Annotated in this window: 18 protein-coding genes; 4 read left to right on the top strand and 14 right to left on the bottom strand. The window is 71.1% G+C overall.

The features are described from left to right. The coding region (locus GA0115242_RS05005) for an NAD(P)H-hydrate epimerase (RefSeq protein ID WP_272925243.1) at nt 1–276 on the bottom strand (276 nt) is incomplete at its 3' end. A gap of 172 nt (nt 277–448) precedes the next feature. Then, complete coding sequence (locus tag GA0115242_RS05000) at nt 449–820, bottom strand: holo-ACP synthase (RefSeq protein WP_093824894.1); 372 nt, start codon at nt 818–820, stop codon at nt 449–451. 141 nt (nt 821–961) lie between these two features. Here GA0115242_RS05000 and GA0115242_RS04995 point away from each other — a divergent pair, with 141 nt between their 5' ends. Then, the gene (locus GA0115242_RS04995; protein WP_093824892.1) at nt 962–1,333 is read left to right on the top strand and encodes a hypothetical protein; all 372 of its coding nucleotides are present in this window, start codon (nt 962–964) and stop codon (nt 1,331–1,333) included. Nucleotides 1,334–1,495: 162 nt separating this feature from the next. Here the strand turns inward: GA0115242_RS04995 and glmS are convergent, their stop codons facing one another. Next, complete coding sequence (gene glmS, locus GA0115242_RS04990) at nt 1,496–3,343, bottom strand: glutamine--fructose-6-phosphate transaminase (isomerizing) (protein WP_093824889.1); 1,848 nt, start codon at nt 3,341–3,343, stop codon at nt 1,496–1,498. 153 nt (nt 3,344–3,496) lie between these two features. Here glmS and coaA point away from each other — a divergent pair, with 153 nt between their 5' ends. Both coaA and GA0115242_RS04980 read left to right on the top strand, forming a co-directional pair. After that, nucleotides 3,497–4,465 carry a type I pantothenate kinase gene (gene coaA / locus GA0115242_RS04985; RefSeq protein ID WP_161353003.1) on the top strand — a complete coding sequence of 323 codons (969 nt, stop codon included), beginning with the start codon at nt 3,497–3,499 and terminating at the stop codon, nt 4,463–4,465. Between the two features lie 47 nt (nt 4,466–4,512). Continuing rightward, the gene (locus GA0115242_RS04980; protein WP_093824885.1) at nt 4,513–5,460 is read left to right on the top strand and encodes a DUF389 domain-containing protein; all 948 of its coding nucleotides are present in this window, start codon (nt 4,513–4,515) and stop codon (nt 5,458–5,460) included. A 132-nt stretch (nt 5,461–5,592) separates the two neighbouring features. Here the strand turns inward: GA0115242_RS04980 and glmM are convergent, their stop codons facing one another. From glmM to GA0115242_RS04960, 4 genes are all read right to left on the bottom strand, one after another. Beyond that, nucleotides 5,593–6,951 (bottom strand): phosphoglucosamine mutase, encoded by a 1,359-nt coding sequence (gene glmM, locus GA0115242_RS04975; RefSeq protein ID WP_093824883.1) that lies wholly within the window; start codon nt 6,949–6,951, stop codon nt 5,593–5,595. 193 nt (nt 6,952–7,144) lie between these two features. Continuing rightward, nucleotides 7,145–7,657 (bottom strand): 30S ribosomal protein S9, encoded by a 513-nt coding sequence (rpsI, locus tag GA0115242_RS04970; protein WP_093824881.1) that lies wholly within the window; start codon nt 7,655–7,657, stop codon nt 7,145–7,147. A gap of 43 nt (nt 7,658–7,700) precedes the next feature. Continuing rightward, a complete protein-coding gene (gene rplM, locus GA0115242_RS04965; RefSeq protein ID WP_093824879.1) occupies nt 7,701–8,144 on the bottom strand; it encodes a 50S ribosomal protein L13 in 444 nt (147 codons plus the stop codon). 204 nt (nt 8,145–8,348) lie between these two features. Next, nucleotides 8,349–9,569, bottom strand: a complete 1,221-nt coding sequence (locus GA0115242_RS04960; RefSeq protein ID WP_093824877.1) for a glycosyltransferase 87 family protein — start codon at nt 9,567–9,569, stop codon at nt 8,349–8,351. A 74-nt stretch (nt 9,570–9,643) separates the two neighbouring features. Here GA0115242_RS04960 and GA0115242_RS04955 point away from each other — a divergent pair, with 74 nt between their 5' ends. Further along, on the top strand, nt 9,644–10,522 hold the full coding sequence (locus GA0115242_RS04955; protein ID WP_093824876.1) for a hypothetical protein: 879 nt from the start codon (nt 9,644–9,646) through the stop codon (nt 10,520–10,522). 4 nt (nt 10,523–10,526) lie between these two features. Here GA0115242_RS04955 and truA read toward each other — a convergent pair whose 3' ends face one another. The 7 genes from truA to infA all read right to left on the bottom strand — a co-directional run bounded on the left by truA (nt 10,527) and on the right by infA (nt 14,694). Beyond that, a complete protein-coding gene (gene truA, locus GA0115242_RS04950; protein WP_093824874.1) occupies nt 10,527–11,384 on the bottom strand; it encodes a tRNA pseudouridine(38-40) synthase TruA in 858 nt (285 codons plus the stop codon). Nucleotides 11,385–11,458: 74 nt separating this feature from the next. Further along, nucleotides 11,459–11,974 (bottom strand): 50S ribosomal protein L17, encoded by a 516-nt coding sequence (rplQ, locus tag GA0115242_RS04945; protein ID WP_093824873.1) that lies wholly within the window; start codon nt 11,972–11,974, stop codon nt 11,459–11,461. 126 nt (nt 11,975–12,100) lie between these two features. Continuing rightward, nucleotides 12,101–13,123, bottom strand: a complete 1,023-nt coding sequence (locus GA0115242_RS04940) for a DNA-directed RNA polymerase subunit alpha (RefSeq protein WP_003966937.1) — start codon at nt 13,121–13,123, stop codon at nt 12,101–12,103. Nucleotides 13,124–13,248: 125 nt separating this feature from the next. Then, nucleotides 13,249–13,653 (bottom strand): 30S ribosomal protein S11, encoded by a 405-nt coding sequence (rpsK, locus tag GA0115242_RS04935; RefSeq protein ID WP_003956432.1) that lies wholly within the window; start codon nt 13,651–13,653, stop codon nt 13,249–13,251. 66 nt (nt 13,654–13,719) lie between these two features. Then, nucleotides 13,720–14,100, bottom strand: a complete 381-nt coding sequence (rpsM, locus tag GA0115242_RS04930) for a 30S ribosomal protein S13 (protein WP_037680379.1) — start codon at nt 14,098–14,100, stop codon at nt 13,720–13,722. A 199-nt stretch (nt 14,101–14,299) separates the two neighbouring features. Next, nucleotides 14,300–14,413, bottom strand: a complete 114-nt coding sequence (gene rpmJ, locus GA0115242_RS04925) for a 50S ribosomal protein L36 (protein WP_003998809.1) — start codon at nt 14,411–14,413, stop codon at nt 14,300–14,302. Nucleotides 14,414–14,472: 59 nt separating this feature from the next. Further along, a complete protein-coding gene (gene infA / locus GA0115242_RS04920; RefSeq protein ID WP_003948620.1) occupies nt 14,473–14,694 on the bottom strand; it encodes a translation initiation factor IF-1 in 222 nt (73 codons plus the stop codon). Nucleotides 14,695–14,736 lie beyond the last annotated feature (42 nt).

Below are 14,736 nucleotides of genomic sequence, written 5' to 3'. Positions count from 1 at the left end.
CCCGCCGGCGTGGGTCCTCGCGGGCGGGGCGAGCAGCACCGCCGTCACCCCGGCGCCCCGGCGGGCGAGCCGGGCCCCGGCGTGGAGGGCGTCACCGCCGTTGTCTCCGCTGCCGACGAGCAGGACCACCCGGCGTCCGTACACCCGCCCCAGCAGTTCGGCGCAGGCGGCGGCGAGCCCGGCGGCGGCGCGTTGCATCAGCGCGCCCTCGGGAAGCCGCGCCATGAGGGCGCGTTCGGCGGTCCGGACGGTGTCGACGCTGTACGCGGTACGCATGGGTCCAAGTCTCCCCGGGCCACGCGCTCCTCGCTCCCCGGCCCCGCCTCGGCTCCCCGGCCCGGCCCGGCCGGACCCCGCTCGCGGCCCCCGACCTGGCCCTGGGCCCGACCCGGGCCGACCCTCTCGGCCGGGTCCCGGTCCCGGTGCCCCGCCCGCCGGTTCCGCCCGCTCACCCCTCCGCGATGACGACCGCGGAGGCGACCCCCGCGTCATGGCTCAGCGACACGTGCCAGCCGCGCACCCCCAGCTCGGCCGCGCGCGCCGCCACCGTCCCGGTCACCCGCAGCCGGGGCCGTCCGCTCTCCTCGACGTACACCTCGGCGTCGGTCCACAGCAGCCCGGCCGGTGCCCCGAGCGCCTTCGCGAGGGCCTCCTTGGCGGCGAACCGGGCGGCCAGCGACGCGACACCCCGCCGTTCACCGCTCGGCAGCAGCAACTCGCTGTCCACGAAAAGCCGTTCGGCGAGGGCGGGAGTTCGCGTCAGCGACGCCCCGAACCGCTCGATCTCGGCGACGTCGATCCCGACCCCGATGATGCTCATGCCGAGCACCCTACGGTCAGCGCCCCTCCCCCGGCCTCGACTTGCTCGGGGAAAGGTTCGATCTCCGGACAGTCGTACGACTAGGGTTCCCGGTGATCCGCGGAGAGCGGATCGCCTTTGCACGCAACGGGGAGAACCAGCATGAAGCCGAAGTCTCTGAGCATCGCGGCCGCCGCCGCGGCGCTCGCCTGCGCCACGCTCACCGGCGGGACGGCCGTCGCCCAGCCCGCCGCCGCACCGGCCTCCGCGTCGGCCACGGCCGCGCTGCCGACCGACTGCAGCCACGTCCTGAGCCCGATCAAGCCCAAGGAGAGCGTCAACATCCGCACCAAGCCGACGGCCGCCTCCACGGCGATCGGCGTCTGGCCCAAGGGCAAGTCGGGCGCGGTCTGCAACGACGGCAACACCTACAAGGGCGCGAAGTACACGGCCTGCGGCAAGACGAGCGACCAGTGGTACTACGCGAGTTACAACTCCAGGAAGGGCTGGGTCCTGAAGACCTGCGTCTACTAGGGCGGGTCTGACACAGAGCGCCGTGCGCCCGCGGGCCGGGCGGGATCTGTCAGACACGGCCCGGCGGGACGAAGGATCAGCGACCGCGGGGCGGGCGGCCGGTGCCGACCGCCCCCGGTGCCGACCGCCCCTACGCGCGCCCTCGGCGCACCCCGGACCGGCTCACTCCACCGTCACGGACTTGGCCAGGTTCCGCGGCTGGTCCACCTCGTTGCCCCGGGCCGTCGCCAGCTCGCACGCGAACACCTGCAACGGCACGGTCGACACCAGCGGCTGAAGCAGCGTCGGGGTGACCGGGATGCGGATCAGGTGGTCCGCGTACGGGACGACCGCGTCGTCGCCCTCCTCCGCGATCACGATCGTCCGGGCACCGCGCGCCCTGATCTCCTGGATGTTCGAGACGATCTTGTCGTGCAGCACCGACCGCCCGCGCGGCGACGGCACCACGACCACCACCGGCAGGTCCTCCTCGATCAGCGCGATCGGCCCGTGCTTCAGCTCGCCCGCCGCGAAGCCCTCCGCGTGCATGTAGGCCAGCTCCTTGAGCTTGAGCGCGCCCTCCAGGGCGACCGGGTAGCCGACGTGCCGCCCCAGGAAGAGCACGGTCTTCTTGCCGGCCAGCGACCTGGCCAGCGCGCGCACCGGCTCCATCGTCTCCAGGACCCGTTCGACCGCGCCGGAGATGCGCGACAGGTCCCGGATCACCGCGCGGATCTCGTCGCCCCACTTGGTGCCCCGCACCTGGCCCAGGTACAGCGCCACCAGGTAGCAGGCCACGAGCTGGGTCAGGAACGCCTTCGTGGAGGCGACGGCGACCTCGGGACCGGCGTGCGTGTACAGCACCGCGTCGGACTCGCGCGGGATCGTCGACCCGTTGGTGTTGCAGATGGCGAGCACCTTGGAGCCCTGCTCACGGGCGTGCCGCAGCGCCATCAGGGTGTCCATCGTCTCGCCGGACTGCGAGATCGCCACGACCAGGGACCGCGGGTCGAGGATCGGGTCCCGGTAGCGGAACTCGCTGGCCAGCTCCACCTCGCAGGGCAGCCGCGTCCAGTGCTCGATGGCGTACTTGGCGATCAGACCGGCGTGGAAGGCCGTCCCGCACGCCACGATCACGACCTTGTCCAGCTCGCGCAGCTCGGCGGCGCCGATCCTGACCTCGTCGAGGGTCAGCGACCCCGCCGCGTCGATGCGGCCCAGCAGGGTGTCGGCGACCGCCTTGGGCTGCTCGGCGATCTCCTTCAGCATGAAGTAGTCGTAGCCGCCCTTCTCCGCCGCCGACGCGTCCCAGTCGACGTGGTACGAGCGGACCTCGGCCGGGCTGCCGTCGAAGCCGGTCACGGTGACCCCGTCCCGGCGCAGCTCCACCACCTGGTCCTGGCCCAGCTCGATCGCCGACCGGGTGTGCGCGATGAACGCGGCGACGTCGGAGGCGAGGAACGACTCGCCCTCCCCCACGCCCACCACCAGCGGCGAGTTGCGGCGCGCGCCGACCACCACGTCCGGCGCGTCCGCGTGCACCGCGACCAGCGTGAACGCCCCTTCGAGCCTGCGGCACACCAGCCGCATCGCCTCGGCGAGGTCGGCGCCCGCCGAGAACTCCTCGGCGAGCAGGTGCGCGACGACCTCGGTGTCGGTCTCGGAGACCAGGTCGTGCCCGCGCCCGGCCAGCTCGCCGCGGAGGGCGGCGAAGTTCTCGATGATCCCGTTGTGGACGACGGCGACCCGGCCCGCGTTGTCGAGATGCGGGTGGGCGTTGGCGTCGGTCGGGCCGCCGTGCGTGGCCCAGCGGGTGTGCCCGATGCCCGTGGAGCCGCTCGGCAGCGGCCGTTCGAGCAGTTCCTTCTCCAGGTTGACGAGCTTGCCCGCCCGCTTCGCCGCGGCCAGCCCCCCGTCCGCGGGCACCGCCACGCCCGCCGAGTCGTACCCCCGGTACTCCAGCCGCTTCAGTCCGGCCATGACCACGTCCAGCGCCGACTGCGACCCCACGTATCCCACAATTCCGCACATGAGCGGCAGCCTAGGCGCCAGACCCGGTCAGAACACGGCACATCGTGCCCGATTCCGGAAATCGCGGCGGCCGTTCGGCCGACGTGACCGACCCCACCCTCCGCCCCGTTCAAACTCCGTTAACAATGGACTGTGATCTCTCCGGTCTCCCCGATGCCCCGGAGCGCCCACCGGCACAGGCCGGAGGCGACTCCCTACGTCGATCTCACCCGAGCCGAGTGGAGCGCGCTGCGGCACAAGACACCGCTGCCGCTCACCGCCGAGGAGGTCGAGAAGCTGCGCGGCCTCGGCGATGTCATCGACCTCGACGAGGTGCGTGACATCTACCTCCCGCTCTCCCGGCTCCTCAACCTCTACGTCGGCGCCACCGACGGCCTGCGCGGCGCCCTGAACACGTTCCTCGGCGAGAAGGGCTCCCAGGCCGGGACGCCGTTCGTCATAGGGGTCGCGGGTTCGGTCGCGGGCGGCAAGTCGACCGTGGCCCGGCTGCTCCAGGCGCTGCTCTCGCGCTGGCCCGAACACCCCCGGGTGGAGCGCGTCACCACGGACGGCTTCCTGCTGCCCACCAAGGAGCTGAAGGCGCGCGGCCTGATGGCCCGCAAGGGTTTCCCCGAGTCGTACGACCGCCGCGCGCTCACCCGCTTCGTCGCCGACATCAAGGCGGGCAAGGACGAGGTGACGGCCCCCGTCTACTCCCACCTCATCTACGACATCGTCCCGGACGAGAAGCTCGTCGTGCGCCGCCCCGACATCCTGATCGTGGAGGGCCTCAACGTCCTCCAGCCCGCCCTGCCCGGCCAGGACGGGCGCACCCGGGTCGCCCTCGCCGACTACTTCGACTTCAGCGTCTACGTCGACGCGCACCCCGACGACGTCGAGCGCTGGTACCTCAACCGGTTCCGGCAACTGCGCGCCACCGCGTTCCAGGACCCGTCGTCGTACTTCCGCACTTACACCCAGGTCTCCGAGGAGGAGGCCCTCGACTACGCGCGCACCCAGTGGCGCACGATCAACCTCCCCAACCTGGTGGAGAACATCGCGCCCACCCGGGGCCGGGCCACCCTGGTGATCCGCAAGGGCCCCGACCACAAGGTGCAGCGGCTGCGGCTGCGCAAGCTCTGACCCACCGGGCGCGGGCCGCGCGGCGGGCTGCCTGTTAGATGAGCGCCATGCTGCATCTGCGTCTGATCACACCGTCCGGGACGACCGACGCCGTCGTCCGTCTGATCGGGGCGACCGTCGGCACCGCCCACCTGGTGGTGCTGCCGGGCGCGGCCCGCGATCCGGCGGGCGACCTGGTCCTGTGCGACGTCGCCCGCGAGGCGGCCGACGACCTCCTCACCGGGCTGCGCGAGCTGGGCCTCGACCGGACCGGTTCCATCGCCGTCGGGTCGATCGACCTGTCGCTGTCGGAGCGGGCCGACCGGGCCGAGGAGGACGCCCCGGGCGAGGGCGCGGACGCGGTCGTCTGGGAGCAGTTGTCGGAGGCCACCCACGAGGAGTCCACGCTCTCCGTCACCTACCTGGCGTTCATCACCCTGGCCACGATGATCGCGGCCTGCGGCGTGGTCCTGGACAACGCGATCCTGATCGTGGGCGCGATGGCGGTGGGGCCGGAGTTCGGCCCGCTCGCCGGGGTCTGCACCGCGCTCGTCCAGCGGGCCCCGCGGCTCGCGCTGCGCTCACTGATCGCGCTGCTGGCCGGGTTCGCGGTGGCGATGGCGGTGACGGTCGGCTTCACCCACCTCATGGACGCGTTCGACCTGTTCACCCGGGTCCGGCTGGAGGCGGACCGCCCCAACACCAACTTCATCTACCGGCCCGACGCGTTCTCCTTCGTCGTGGCGGTCCTGGCGGGCGTGGCCGGCACCCTCTCCCTGACGTCGTCGAAGTCGGGCGCCCTGGTGGGGGTGGCGATCTCCGTGACGACGGTCCCGGCGGCGGCCAACGCGGCGGTGGCCTTCGCCTACGACGAGTACCGCCAGGCCTGGGGCTCCACGGAACAGCTCCTGCTGAACCTGGCGGGCATCACCGTGGCGGGCACCCTGACCCTGCTGACCCAGAAACACCTCTGGAACCGCCACCGCACAAGCCCACCCAGCACCACTCCCCGCTAGCCACCCACCAGGGGCGCGGGGAACCAAGCACCCGGGATCAGAACAACCCACCAGGGGCGCGGGGAACTGCGCGCCCAGCCACAACACACCCGCGGCCGAACCACCACAGCACCCCCCACCCCTCCCCGCTCACTACCCCAACGCGGACTTCACCGCATCAGCCAGCCGCCCCGCGACAGCACGGGCCTGCTCGATGTCCGCGGCCTCGACCATCACCCGCACCAGCGGCTCGGTCCCGGACGGCCGCAGCAGCACCCGCCCGGTACCCCCCAGCTCCCGCTCGGCCTCGGCGACGGCGGTCGCCAGCTCTGCGGACGTCCCCACCTTGCCCCGGTCCACGTCCGGCACGTTCACCAGCACCTGCGGCAACCGCTCCATCACCGCGGCCAGCTCCCGCAGCGGCGTCCCCGTGGCGGCGACCCGCGCCGCCAGCATCAGCCCGGTCAGCGTGCCGTCACCGGTCGTCGCGTGGTCGAGGATGATCACGTGCCCGGACTGCTCGCCCCCGAGCGCGTACCCGTGCTGCTTCATCTCCTCCAGCACGTACCGGTCGCCGACCGCGGTCTGGACGAGCTTCAGCCCCTCCCGCTCCAGCGCCAGCTTGAACCCGAGGTTCGACATGACCGTCGCGACGACGGTGTCGGACCGCAGCGCGGAACGTTCCCGCATGTCCAGCGCGAGCACCGCGAGGATCTGGTCGCCGTCGACCTCGGCACCGGTGTGGTCCACCGCGAGGCACCGGTCGGCGTCACCGTCGTGGGCGATGCCGAGCGCCGCGCCGTGCTCGACGACCGCGGCCTTCAGCTGCCCCATGTGGGTGGAGCCGCAGCCGTCGTTGATGTTGAGTCCGTCGGGGGCCGCGCCGATCGTGATGACCTCGGCTCCGGCCCGCGAGAACGCCTCGGGCGAGACCCGGGAGGCCGCGCCGTGTGCCTCGTCCAGGACGATCTTCAGACCGTCGAGCCGGTTCGGGAGCACGCCGATGAGATGCGCGACGTACTGGTCGAACCCCTCGTCGTAGGAGCGCACCCGGCCGACGCCCGAGCCGGTCGGCCGCTGCCAGGGCTCGCCGCGCCGGTGCTCGTCGTAGACGTGCTCGATGCGGTCCTCCAGCTCGTCGGCGAGCTTGTGGCCGCCGCGCGCGAAGAACTTGATCCCGTTGTCGGGCATGGCGTTGTGGCTGGCGGAGAGCATCACACCGAGGTCGGCGCCGAGCGCGCCGGTGAGATAGGCCACCGCGGGCGTCGGCAGCACGCCGACCCGCAGCACGTCCACGCCCGCGCTGGCCAGGCCCGCGACGACGGCCGCCTCCAGGAACTCCCCGGACGCGCGCGGATCCCGTCCGACGACGGCCTTCGGCCGGTGGCCCTCGAAGGTGCCCGCCTCGGCGAGTACGTGCGCCGCGGCCACGGAGAGGCCGAGCGCCATCTCCGCGGTCAGATCCGCGTTGGCGACGCCGCGCACGCCGTCCGTGCCGAAGAGTCGTCCCACTTGTCCTCCTTGAGGAAGCGTGGGTCCGGGATGCGCGGCTCCCGCGTCCCGGACCTGCCATGTGTGAACATCCGATCACACCAGCCTTTGAGCATCTTGTGCCGTTATACGCCCTGGCCGGTGATAAACGAACGCCCCGGCGGCACAAGTGGCGTGCCGCCGGGGCGTTCGAGGTACAGAGCAGCAGCTGTGTTTAGCGCTTGCTGTACTGCGGGGCCTTGCGGGCCTTCTTGAGACCGGCCTTCTTGCGCTCGACCGCACGGTCGTCACGCTTGAGGAACCCGGCCTTCTTGAGGGGGGCGCGGTTGTTGTCCACGTCGGCCTCGTTCAGCGCGCGGGCCACACCGAGGCGCAGGGCACCGGCCTGACCGGAGACACCGCCGCCGGAGATGCGGGCGACGACGTCGTAGCGGCCCTCGAGCTCGAGCACCTTGAAGGGCTCGTTGACTTCCTGCTGGTGCACCTTGTTGGGGAAGTAGTCCTCAAGGGTGCGACCGTTGATCTTCCACTTGCCGGTGCCCGGGACGATCCGGACGCGGGCGATGGCGTTCTTGCGACGGCCCAGGCCGGCGGCCGGCTGGGGCTCGCCGAAGCGGGACGCGAGGGACTCGGAGGTGTACTCGCCCTCGACGGGGACGTCCGACTCCGTGGTGTAGCTGTCGATCTCAAGCTCTTCGAGCGGCTGCTCGGCAGTGGTCTCGGCCACGATGCTCCTCAGATTCTGTTTCAGTCTTAGGGGGTGGCCGGAACTACTGCGCGACCTGGGTGATCTCGAACGGCACCGGCTGCTGCGCAGCGTGCGGGTGCTGGTCGCCCGAGTAGACCTTCAGCTTGGTGAGCATCTGACGGCCCAGGGTGTTCTTGGGGAGCATGCCCTTGACGGCCTTCTCGACGGCCTTCTCGGGGTTCTTGTCGAGCAGCTCGTCGTAACGGACGGAGCGCAGACCACCCGGGTAGCCGGAGTGGCGGTACGCCATCTTCTGGGTCCGCTTGTTGCCGGACAGGTGCACCTTGTCCGCGTTGATGATGATGACGAAGTCACCAGCGTCGACGTGGGGGGCGTAGATCGGCTTGTGCTTGCCCCGCAGAAGGGTGGCGGCGGTCGTGGCGAGACGACCCAGGACGATGTCCTGGGCGTCGATGACGTGCCACTGGCGCGTCACATCGCCGGGCTTGGGGCTGTACGTACGCACGGTTCGTAGCCTTCGCTTCGAGTGAATGGTCCTGAACAGGTCACCGAAACGATCACGACAGCCTGGACCGCACTGCGGCGACGCATACCGCGTACGTGGGTCGCTGGTCATCGGCCCGGTGGACCGGTGTAAGGGCCCGTCCCGTGAGAATGAGCAAGCCAATACACAACGAAGAGGCAGAATACCCGGGCTGCCCCGGACGGGTCAAAACGCGGGATCCCCGCCCACGACCGGCTCGGCCGCGGCGGCCTCCCGGCGCCGGGCGGCCGGGGGCACGGCGACCCGGAACCGGCCCGGCCGCGCGTTGTGCCGGGCCACGGTCGCGGCCAGCGCGAGCAGCGTCCAGGCGTCCTTGAAGGCCCTGCGCTGCGGCGCCTCCAGCAGGGGCAGCCGGAGCCCCGGGAGCTGCGGGGCCAGCGACAGCCAGAACCACGGCGTCCGGGCCACCGCCCCCGGGAACGGCAGCCCGGCGAGCAGCAGCGGCACCACCACCAGCAGGTAGTGGTCGTAGGACGGGCGGGAGACCAGGAACGCCGAGAGCATCAGCCCCGCCGCCGTCTCCGCCAGCCGCTGCGGCTGCGGCCCGCCCCGCCGCCAGCGCAGGTACGCGCACCCCACCCCGGTCACGCACAGCAGCAGCGCGACACCCTGCGCCGCCGTCTGCGGCACCCCGAGCCGCGGCAGCACCGCCGCCGGGGACGCCTCGTAGAGCCGCACGAACCCGTCGTCGCCGCGCAGCAGGAACGGCAGCGTGCGGGTGACGAACCCCAGGGGGTCGGGCAGCAGCAGCGCAGAGACGACCGAGGTGACGGCGGGCACCAGGACCAGCGCCGCCAGCGCGCGCGGACGCCGGGCGAAGACGAGGAGCAGCGCCACCGGCGCCAGCAGCGGCTTCAGGGCGACGGCCGCGCCGAGCACCGCGCCCGCCGCCGTCCAGCGGCCCCGCCCGGCCAGCAGCAGGGCGAGCGGCAGCGCGAGCGCCGCGGTCGCCGTCCAGTTCCCGAGCCGCACCAGATGCCCGAACGGCGCGAACCCGGCCGCCAGCGCCGTGAGCCCCAGCACCGCGAACCGGCTGCGCGGCGGGACACCGTACAGCCGCAGCGCGCACCCCCAGCCGAGCACCAGGCAGCCGCTGACCGCCACCGGCACCAGCAGCCGCAGCACGGAGAGGGGCAGCAGCGCCTGCGGAGCCGCCGCGAGGACCGCGCTCGGGAAATAAAGGAAGTGCGGATCGTCATACGGCGACCCACCGGCCAGCCAGGTCCGCGCGGCCCGCACGACGATGGCGTTGTCCATCCCTCCGTCCGAGGTCACACGGGCCGTGGCCACCGCGGCGGACCCCAGGACGAGCGCCAGCACCGCCCACAGATGCCAGGAGGCCCGCCGTACCAACCACCCTGAGATGTCGTCTTTGCCGGTCTTCACCGGGGCAACGCTAGGGCCTGCGAGCCCTCTTGGGGCGCACCAGCACGCCCCGCGCCCCGTCTAAGATGCGCCCCATGAGCTTTGGGCAGCAGGGGGGACCCCCGTCCCAGTGGGATCCCTGGAAACCGCACTCCCAGCAGCCGTGGACCGACGACGGCAACGGCGGCACCCCGGACTGGGCCGCGCTCGCCGAGGCGTCCGAGAGCCGCAACCGCAAGAAACGGCTGCTGCTGATAGGCGGCGGCGCCTTCGCCACCCTCGCGATAGGCACCGCCGTCGCCATGGCCGTCGTCTCCGCGGGCGACGACAAGCGCGCCGACAAGCCGACCTCGGAGCTTCCGGCCTCGGCCTCGCTGCCGGGCGGCGGCACCGCCCCCTCCTTCGCGCCGACCAGCGCCGCGCCACCGCTGGACCCGAAGGAGTTCATCGCCAGCAAGGCCAAGGACACGGCGCCCCTCAGCGCGGAGCTGCTCTTCCCCGGCACCCAGCTGACCATGGGCTCGACCGTGTACAAGAAGGGCGCCACGGCCGACGCCAAGGACTGCTCGGCGGCCTCCCAGGGCACCCTGCCGACGGCCCTGCGCGCCAACGGCTGCACCAGCCTGATGCGCGCGACCTACGTCAAGGACGGCGCCGCGGTCACCGTCGGCGTCGCGGTCTTCGACACCGAGGCGCAGGCGGCGAAGGCGAAGGCGCAGTCGGACAAGAAGGGCTTCGTGAAGCCCCTCGCGGGCAGCGGCGTGAAGGACTTCTGCGTCTCCGCGCTCTGCCGCACGACCATCAACTCGGTCGGCCGCTACGCCTACTTCACCATCGCCGGCTTCACCGACGGCAAGGACGTCACGACCAAGGACACCCAGGTCTTCTCGATCGGCGACGACCTGGCGGAGTTCACCTTCCGCCAGATCAACCGCCGCGGCGAGGCCCAGGCGTCTGCCGCCGCCAACCGCTGACCGCTCAGCAGCACCCCGCCGCCGGCAGGGAGCGCCTGTTGCGGGCCTCCTTGCTGCGCGCGGCCAGCAGTTCGTCGGCGGGGTAGCCGACCTCCTCGAGGGTCAGCCCGTGCGGGCGCACCACGTGCACCGCCGAGTCCCGCACCCCCGCCGCGAGCACCTTCCCCGGCCACTCGGGACCGCGGTGCCCGTCCCCCACGAACAGCAGCGCCCCGATCAGGGAGCGCACCATGTTGTGGCAGAAGGCGTCGGCGCGCACGGTCGCCGTGACGATCCCGTCCTCCCCGCGCACCAGGCTCAGCTCCTGGAGGGTGCGGATGGTGGTGGCGCCCTCCCGCTTCTTGCAGTAGGCCGCGAAGTCGTGCTCGCCGAGCAGCCGCAGGGCCGCCTCGTTCATGGCGTCCACGTCGAGCGGCCAGTCGTGCCACAGCACGTGTCCGCGCAGCAGCGGGTCGACGCCCCCGGGGTGGTCGGTGACCCGGTACGCGTAGCGCCGCCAGATCGCCGAGAAACGGGCGTTGAAGCCCTCGGGCGCCTCGGTGAGGCTCCACACCCTGACGTCCTTCGGCAGCCGCCCGGCGAGCCGCTTGAGCAGCTTCTCGCGGTGCTCGGCCCACAGCGCGCCCGGCAGGTCGACGTGGGCGACCTGGCCGCGCGCGTGCACCCCCGCGTCGGTGCGCCCCGCCACCGTCAGGTCGAACGGGGTCTCCTTCGCCCTGGTCACCGTGCGCAGCGCGGCCTCGATCTCGCCCTGCACGGTCCGGCGGCCGCCCGCCTGCTTGGCCCAGCCGTGGAACTCGCCGCCGTCGTACGACAGGTCGAGGCGCACCCGGACGTACCCGGGCTGTACTTCGTCACTCACTCCCGCATCCTCTCAGGTACGCGAAAGCGGGCCCGCCCCGAAGGGCGAACCCGCTGTCGACGTCAGGCGGAGCCTCAGGCGTCCTTGGACTCCTCGGCCGACTCGGCCGGCTTGGCGTCCTCGACGGCCTCGTCGGACGGGGCCTCGGCGGCCTGGTCCTTCTTGGCGGTGTCTTCCTTGACGGCGCGCTTGGTGGCGGCCTCGGCCTCACCGGTCGCCTGCTGGGCGACGGTCAGGGCCTCGACCAGCTCGATGACGGCCATGGGCGCGTTGTCGCCACGGCGGTTACCGATCTTGGTGATGCGGGTGTAGCCACCGGGGCGGTTCTCGTACCGCGGGCCGATCTCGGTGAAGAGCGTGTGGACGACGCCCTTGTCCGTGATGGTCTGCAGGACCTGGCGGCGGTTGTGAAGGTCGCCCTTCTTCGCCTTGGTCACCAGACGCTCGGCGTACGGCCGCAGCCGACGGGCCTTCGCCTCGGTGGTGGTGATCCGGCCGTGCTCGAAGAGCGACTTCGCGAGGTTCGCGAGGAGCAGCTTCTCGTGCGCGGCGCTGCCGCCCAGACGGGCACCCTTGGCGGGCTTCGGCATGGTGTTCTCCTAGGTGTCTGCCCCGGCCGTATCAGGTACCGGGGTCAGTATCCGAGCAGACGGTCGTCTGTCGGAGATCCGGGACGGCCCCGAGGGGTCGCCCCGGAGGGGGCTCGGTCGGACCGGTCAGTACTGCTCGGTCTCCACGAACCCGGCGTCCGCGTCGTCGTCGGCGCCGAAGGCGTCGGCGGCGGCGGTCGGGTCGAATCCGGGCGGGCTGTCCTTGAGGGCCAGGCCCATGCCGGCCAGCTTCGCCTTGACCTCGTCGATGGACTTCGCGCCGAAGTTGCGGATGTCCAGGAGGTCGGCCTCGGAACGCGCCACGAGCTCACCCACGGAGTGGATGCCCTCGCGCTTGAGGCAGTTGTACGACCGAACGGTGAGCTCGAGCTCCTCGATCGGCAGCGCCAGATCGGCGGCGAGCGCGGCGTCCGTCGGGGACGGACCCATGTCGATGCCCTCGGCGTCGATGTTCAGCTCGCGCGCGAGACCGAACAGCTCGACCAGCGTCTTACCGGCGGAGGCCATGGCGTCACGGGGACGCATCGCCTGCTTGGTCTCGACGTCGACGATGAGCTTGTCGAAGTCGGTGCGCTGCTCGACTCGGGTCGCCTCGACCTTGTACGTGACCTTGAGGACCGGCGAGTAGATCGAGTCGACCGGGATGCGCCCGATCTCCTGACCGACCTGCTTGTTCTGCACGGCGGAGACGTAACCGCGGCCGCGCTCGACCGTCAGCTCCATCTCCAGCTTGCCCTTGCCGTTGAGGGTGGCGAGGACGAGGTCGGGGTTGTGGACCTCGACACCGGCCGGGGGCGCGATGTCGGCGGCGGTGACCAGACCCGGGCCCTGCTTGCGCAGGTACATCACGACCGGCTCGTCGTGCTCCGAGGAGACGACCAGCTGCTTGATGTTGAGGATCAGGTCGGTGACGTCCTCCTTGACGCCCGGCACGGTGGTGAACTCGTGCAGGACGCCGTCGATGCGGATGGACGTGACCGCCGCACCGGGGATCGACGACAGGAGGGTACGGCGGAGGGAGTTGCCGAGGGTGTAGCCGAAGCCCGGCTCCAGCGGCTCGATCACGAACCGGGAGCGGAACTCGTCGACGACCTCTTCGGTCAGCGACGGACGCTGAGCGATCAGCATGGTGTGCATCCTTCAGTCAGGGGCGCCCGCTATTTGACGCCCGACTCTGTACAGCAAGGGTACGGGCGGCACGACCCTTTTACGGAGCCGTACCGCCCGAGAACCTCAGGTCCAAGCTGCTCGCGTCAGACGCGGCGGCGCTTGGGGGGACGGCAGCCGTTGTGCGGGGTCGGCGTGACGTCCTGGATCGAGCCGACCTCGAGGCCGGTGGCCTGGAGGGAGCGGATCGCGGTCTCGCGACCGGAACCCGGGCCCTTCACGAACACGTCGACCTTGCGCATGCCGTGCTCCTGGGCGCGGCGGGCGGCCGACTCGGCGGCCATCTGCGCGGCGAACGGCGTGGACTTCCGGGAGCCCTTGAAGCCGACGTGGCCGGCGGAGGCCCAGGAGATCACGTTGCCGGACGGGTCCGTGATGGAAACGATCGTGTTGTTGAACGTGCTCTTGATGTGCGCGTGGCCGTGAGCGACGTTCTTCTTTTCCTTGCGGCGCACCTTCTTGGCAGCGCCCTGACGACCCTTGGGGGGCATCTATATCTCCTACGGGAGGTGGTCGGTCCTACAGCGAAGACCGCTGGACGGCGTGTCCGCTGCGGACTACTTCTTGCCCGGCTTCTTCTTGCCGGCGATGGCGCGACGCGGGCCCTTGCGGGTACGGGCGTTCGTGCTGGTGCGCTGACCGCGGACGGGCAGACCACGACGGTGACGGAGACCCTGGTAGCAGCCGATCTCGACCTTGCGGCGGATGTCGGCCTGGATCTCGCGACGGAGGTCACCCTCGGTCTTGATGTTGTTGTCGACGTACTCGCGGATCGCGACGAGCTGCTCCTCGGAGAGGTCGCGAACGCGGGTGTTCGGGTCGATGCCGGTCTCGGCCAGCGTCAGCTGGGAGAGCGTCCGGCCGATGCCGAACACATAGGTCAGGGCGACCTCCACGCGCTTTTCGCGCGGGATGTCAACACCGGAAACGCGTGCCATTCAATGGCTCCTGGTGATCTTCGGAGGTCTTCCGCAGAACCGGCTCCCAGCCGCCGTACCAGGTACGAACTGGGTCCCCGGCCTCCGAGCCGGGGGTGTCAGGCGCACGAGGGCGCCCGGGATCCGCGTATGAACATGTTCAGCTCGCGTCGTGCGAAGTCTCTGCGATGTCGATGCAGAGGGTGAGGTCGATCGTGCGTCAGCCCTGGCGCTGCTTGTGGCGCGGGTTCTCGCAGATGACCATGACCCGACCGTGACGGCGGATCACCCTGCACTTGTCGCAGATCTTCTTGACGCTCGGCTTGACCTTCATGGGATTGAGGTTCTCCGGGTCAGTGCCACCACCCCGCCGGAACGGGATGCGGGCAAGATCTACTTGTAGCGGTAGACGATCCGGCCACGCGTCAGGTCGTACGGAGACAGCTCCACCACGACCCGGTCGTCAGGGAGGATACGGATGTAGTGCATCCGCATCTTGCCGCTGATGTGTGCCAGGACCTGGTGGCCGTTCTGGAGCTCGACCTTGAACATGGCGTTCGGAAGAGACTCGACGACAGTGCCCTCGATCTCGATGGCACCTTGCTTCTTGGCCACGCTTCGCCCTTCGAATCGACTACCTTGATCGACTCATGTGCG

Source organism: Streptomyces sp. SolWspMP-5a-2 (assembly GCF_900091845.1).
Taxonomy (GTDB): domain Bacteria; phylum Actinomycetota; class Actinomycetes; order Streptomycetales; family Streptomycetaceae; genus Streptomyces; species Streptomyces doudnae.
Note: the sequence above shows the minus strand (reverse complement) of the source record. Positions and strands in the feature narration are given on the sequence as shown.

Coding starts and splice junctions, on each gene's coding strand:
- GA0115242_RS04995 (WP_093824892.1), top strand. CDS start 962: ATGAAGCCGAAGTCTCTGAGCATCGCGGCCGCCGCCGCGGCGCTCGCC.
- GA0115242_RS04940 (WP_003966937.1), bottom strand. CDS start 13,123: ATGCTGATCGCTCAGCGTCCGTCGCTGACCGAAGAGGTCGTCGACGAG.
- rpmJ (WP_003998809.1), bottom strand. CDS start 14,413: ATGAAGGTCAAGCCGAGCGTCAAGAAGATCTGCGACAAGTGCAGGGTG.
- rpsM (WP_037680379.1), bottom strand. CDS start 14,100: ATGGCACGCGTTTCCGGTGTTGACATCCCGCGCGAAAAGCGCGTGGAG.
- rplQ (WP_093824873.1), bottom strand. CDS start 11,974: ATGCCGAAGCCCGCCAAGGGTGCCCGTCTGGGCGGCAGCGCCGCGCAC.
- GA0115242_RS05000 (WP_093824894.1), bottom strand. CDS start 820: ATGAGCATCATCGGGGTCGGGATCGACGTCGCCGAGATCGAGCGGTTC.
- glmS (WP_093824889.1), bottom strand. CDS start 3,343: ATGTGCGGAATTGTGGGATACGTGGGGTCGCAGTCGGCGCTGGACGTG.
- coaA (WP_161353003.1), top strand. CDS start 3,497: ATGCCCCGGAGCGCCCACCGGCACAGGCCGGAGGCGACTCCCTACGTC.
- rpsK (WP_003956432.1), bottom strand. CDS start 13,653: ATGCCCCCCAAGGGTCGTCAGGGCGCTGCCAAGAAGGTGCGCCGCAAG.
- GA0115242_RS04980 (WP_093824885.1), top strand. CDS start 4,513: ATGCTGCATCTGCGTCTGATCACACCGTCCGGGACGACCGACGCCGTC.
- GA0115242_RS04955 (WP_093824876.1), top strand. CDS start 9,644: ATGAGCTTTGGGCAGCAGGGGGGACCCCCGTCCCAGTGGGATCCCTGG.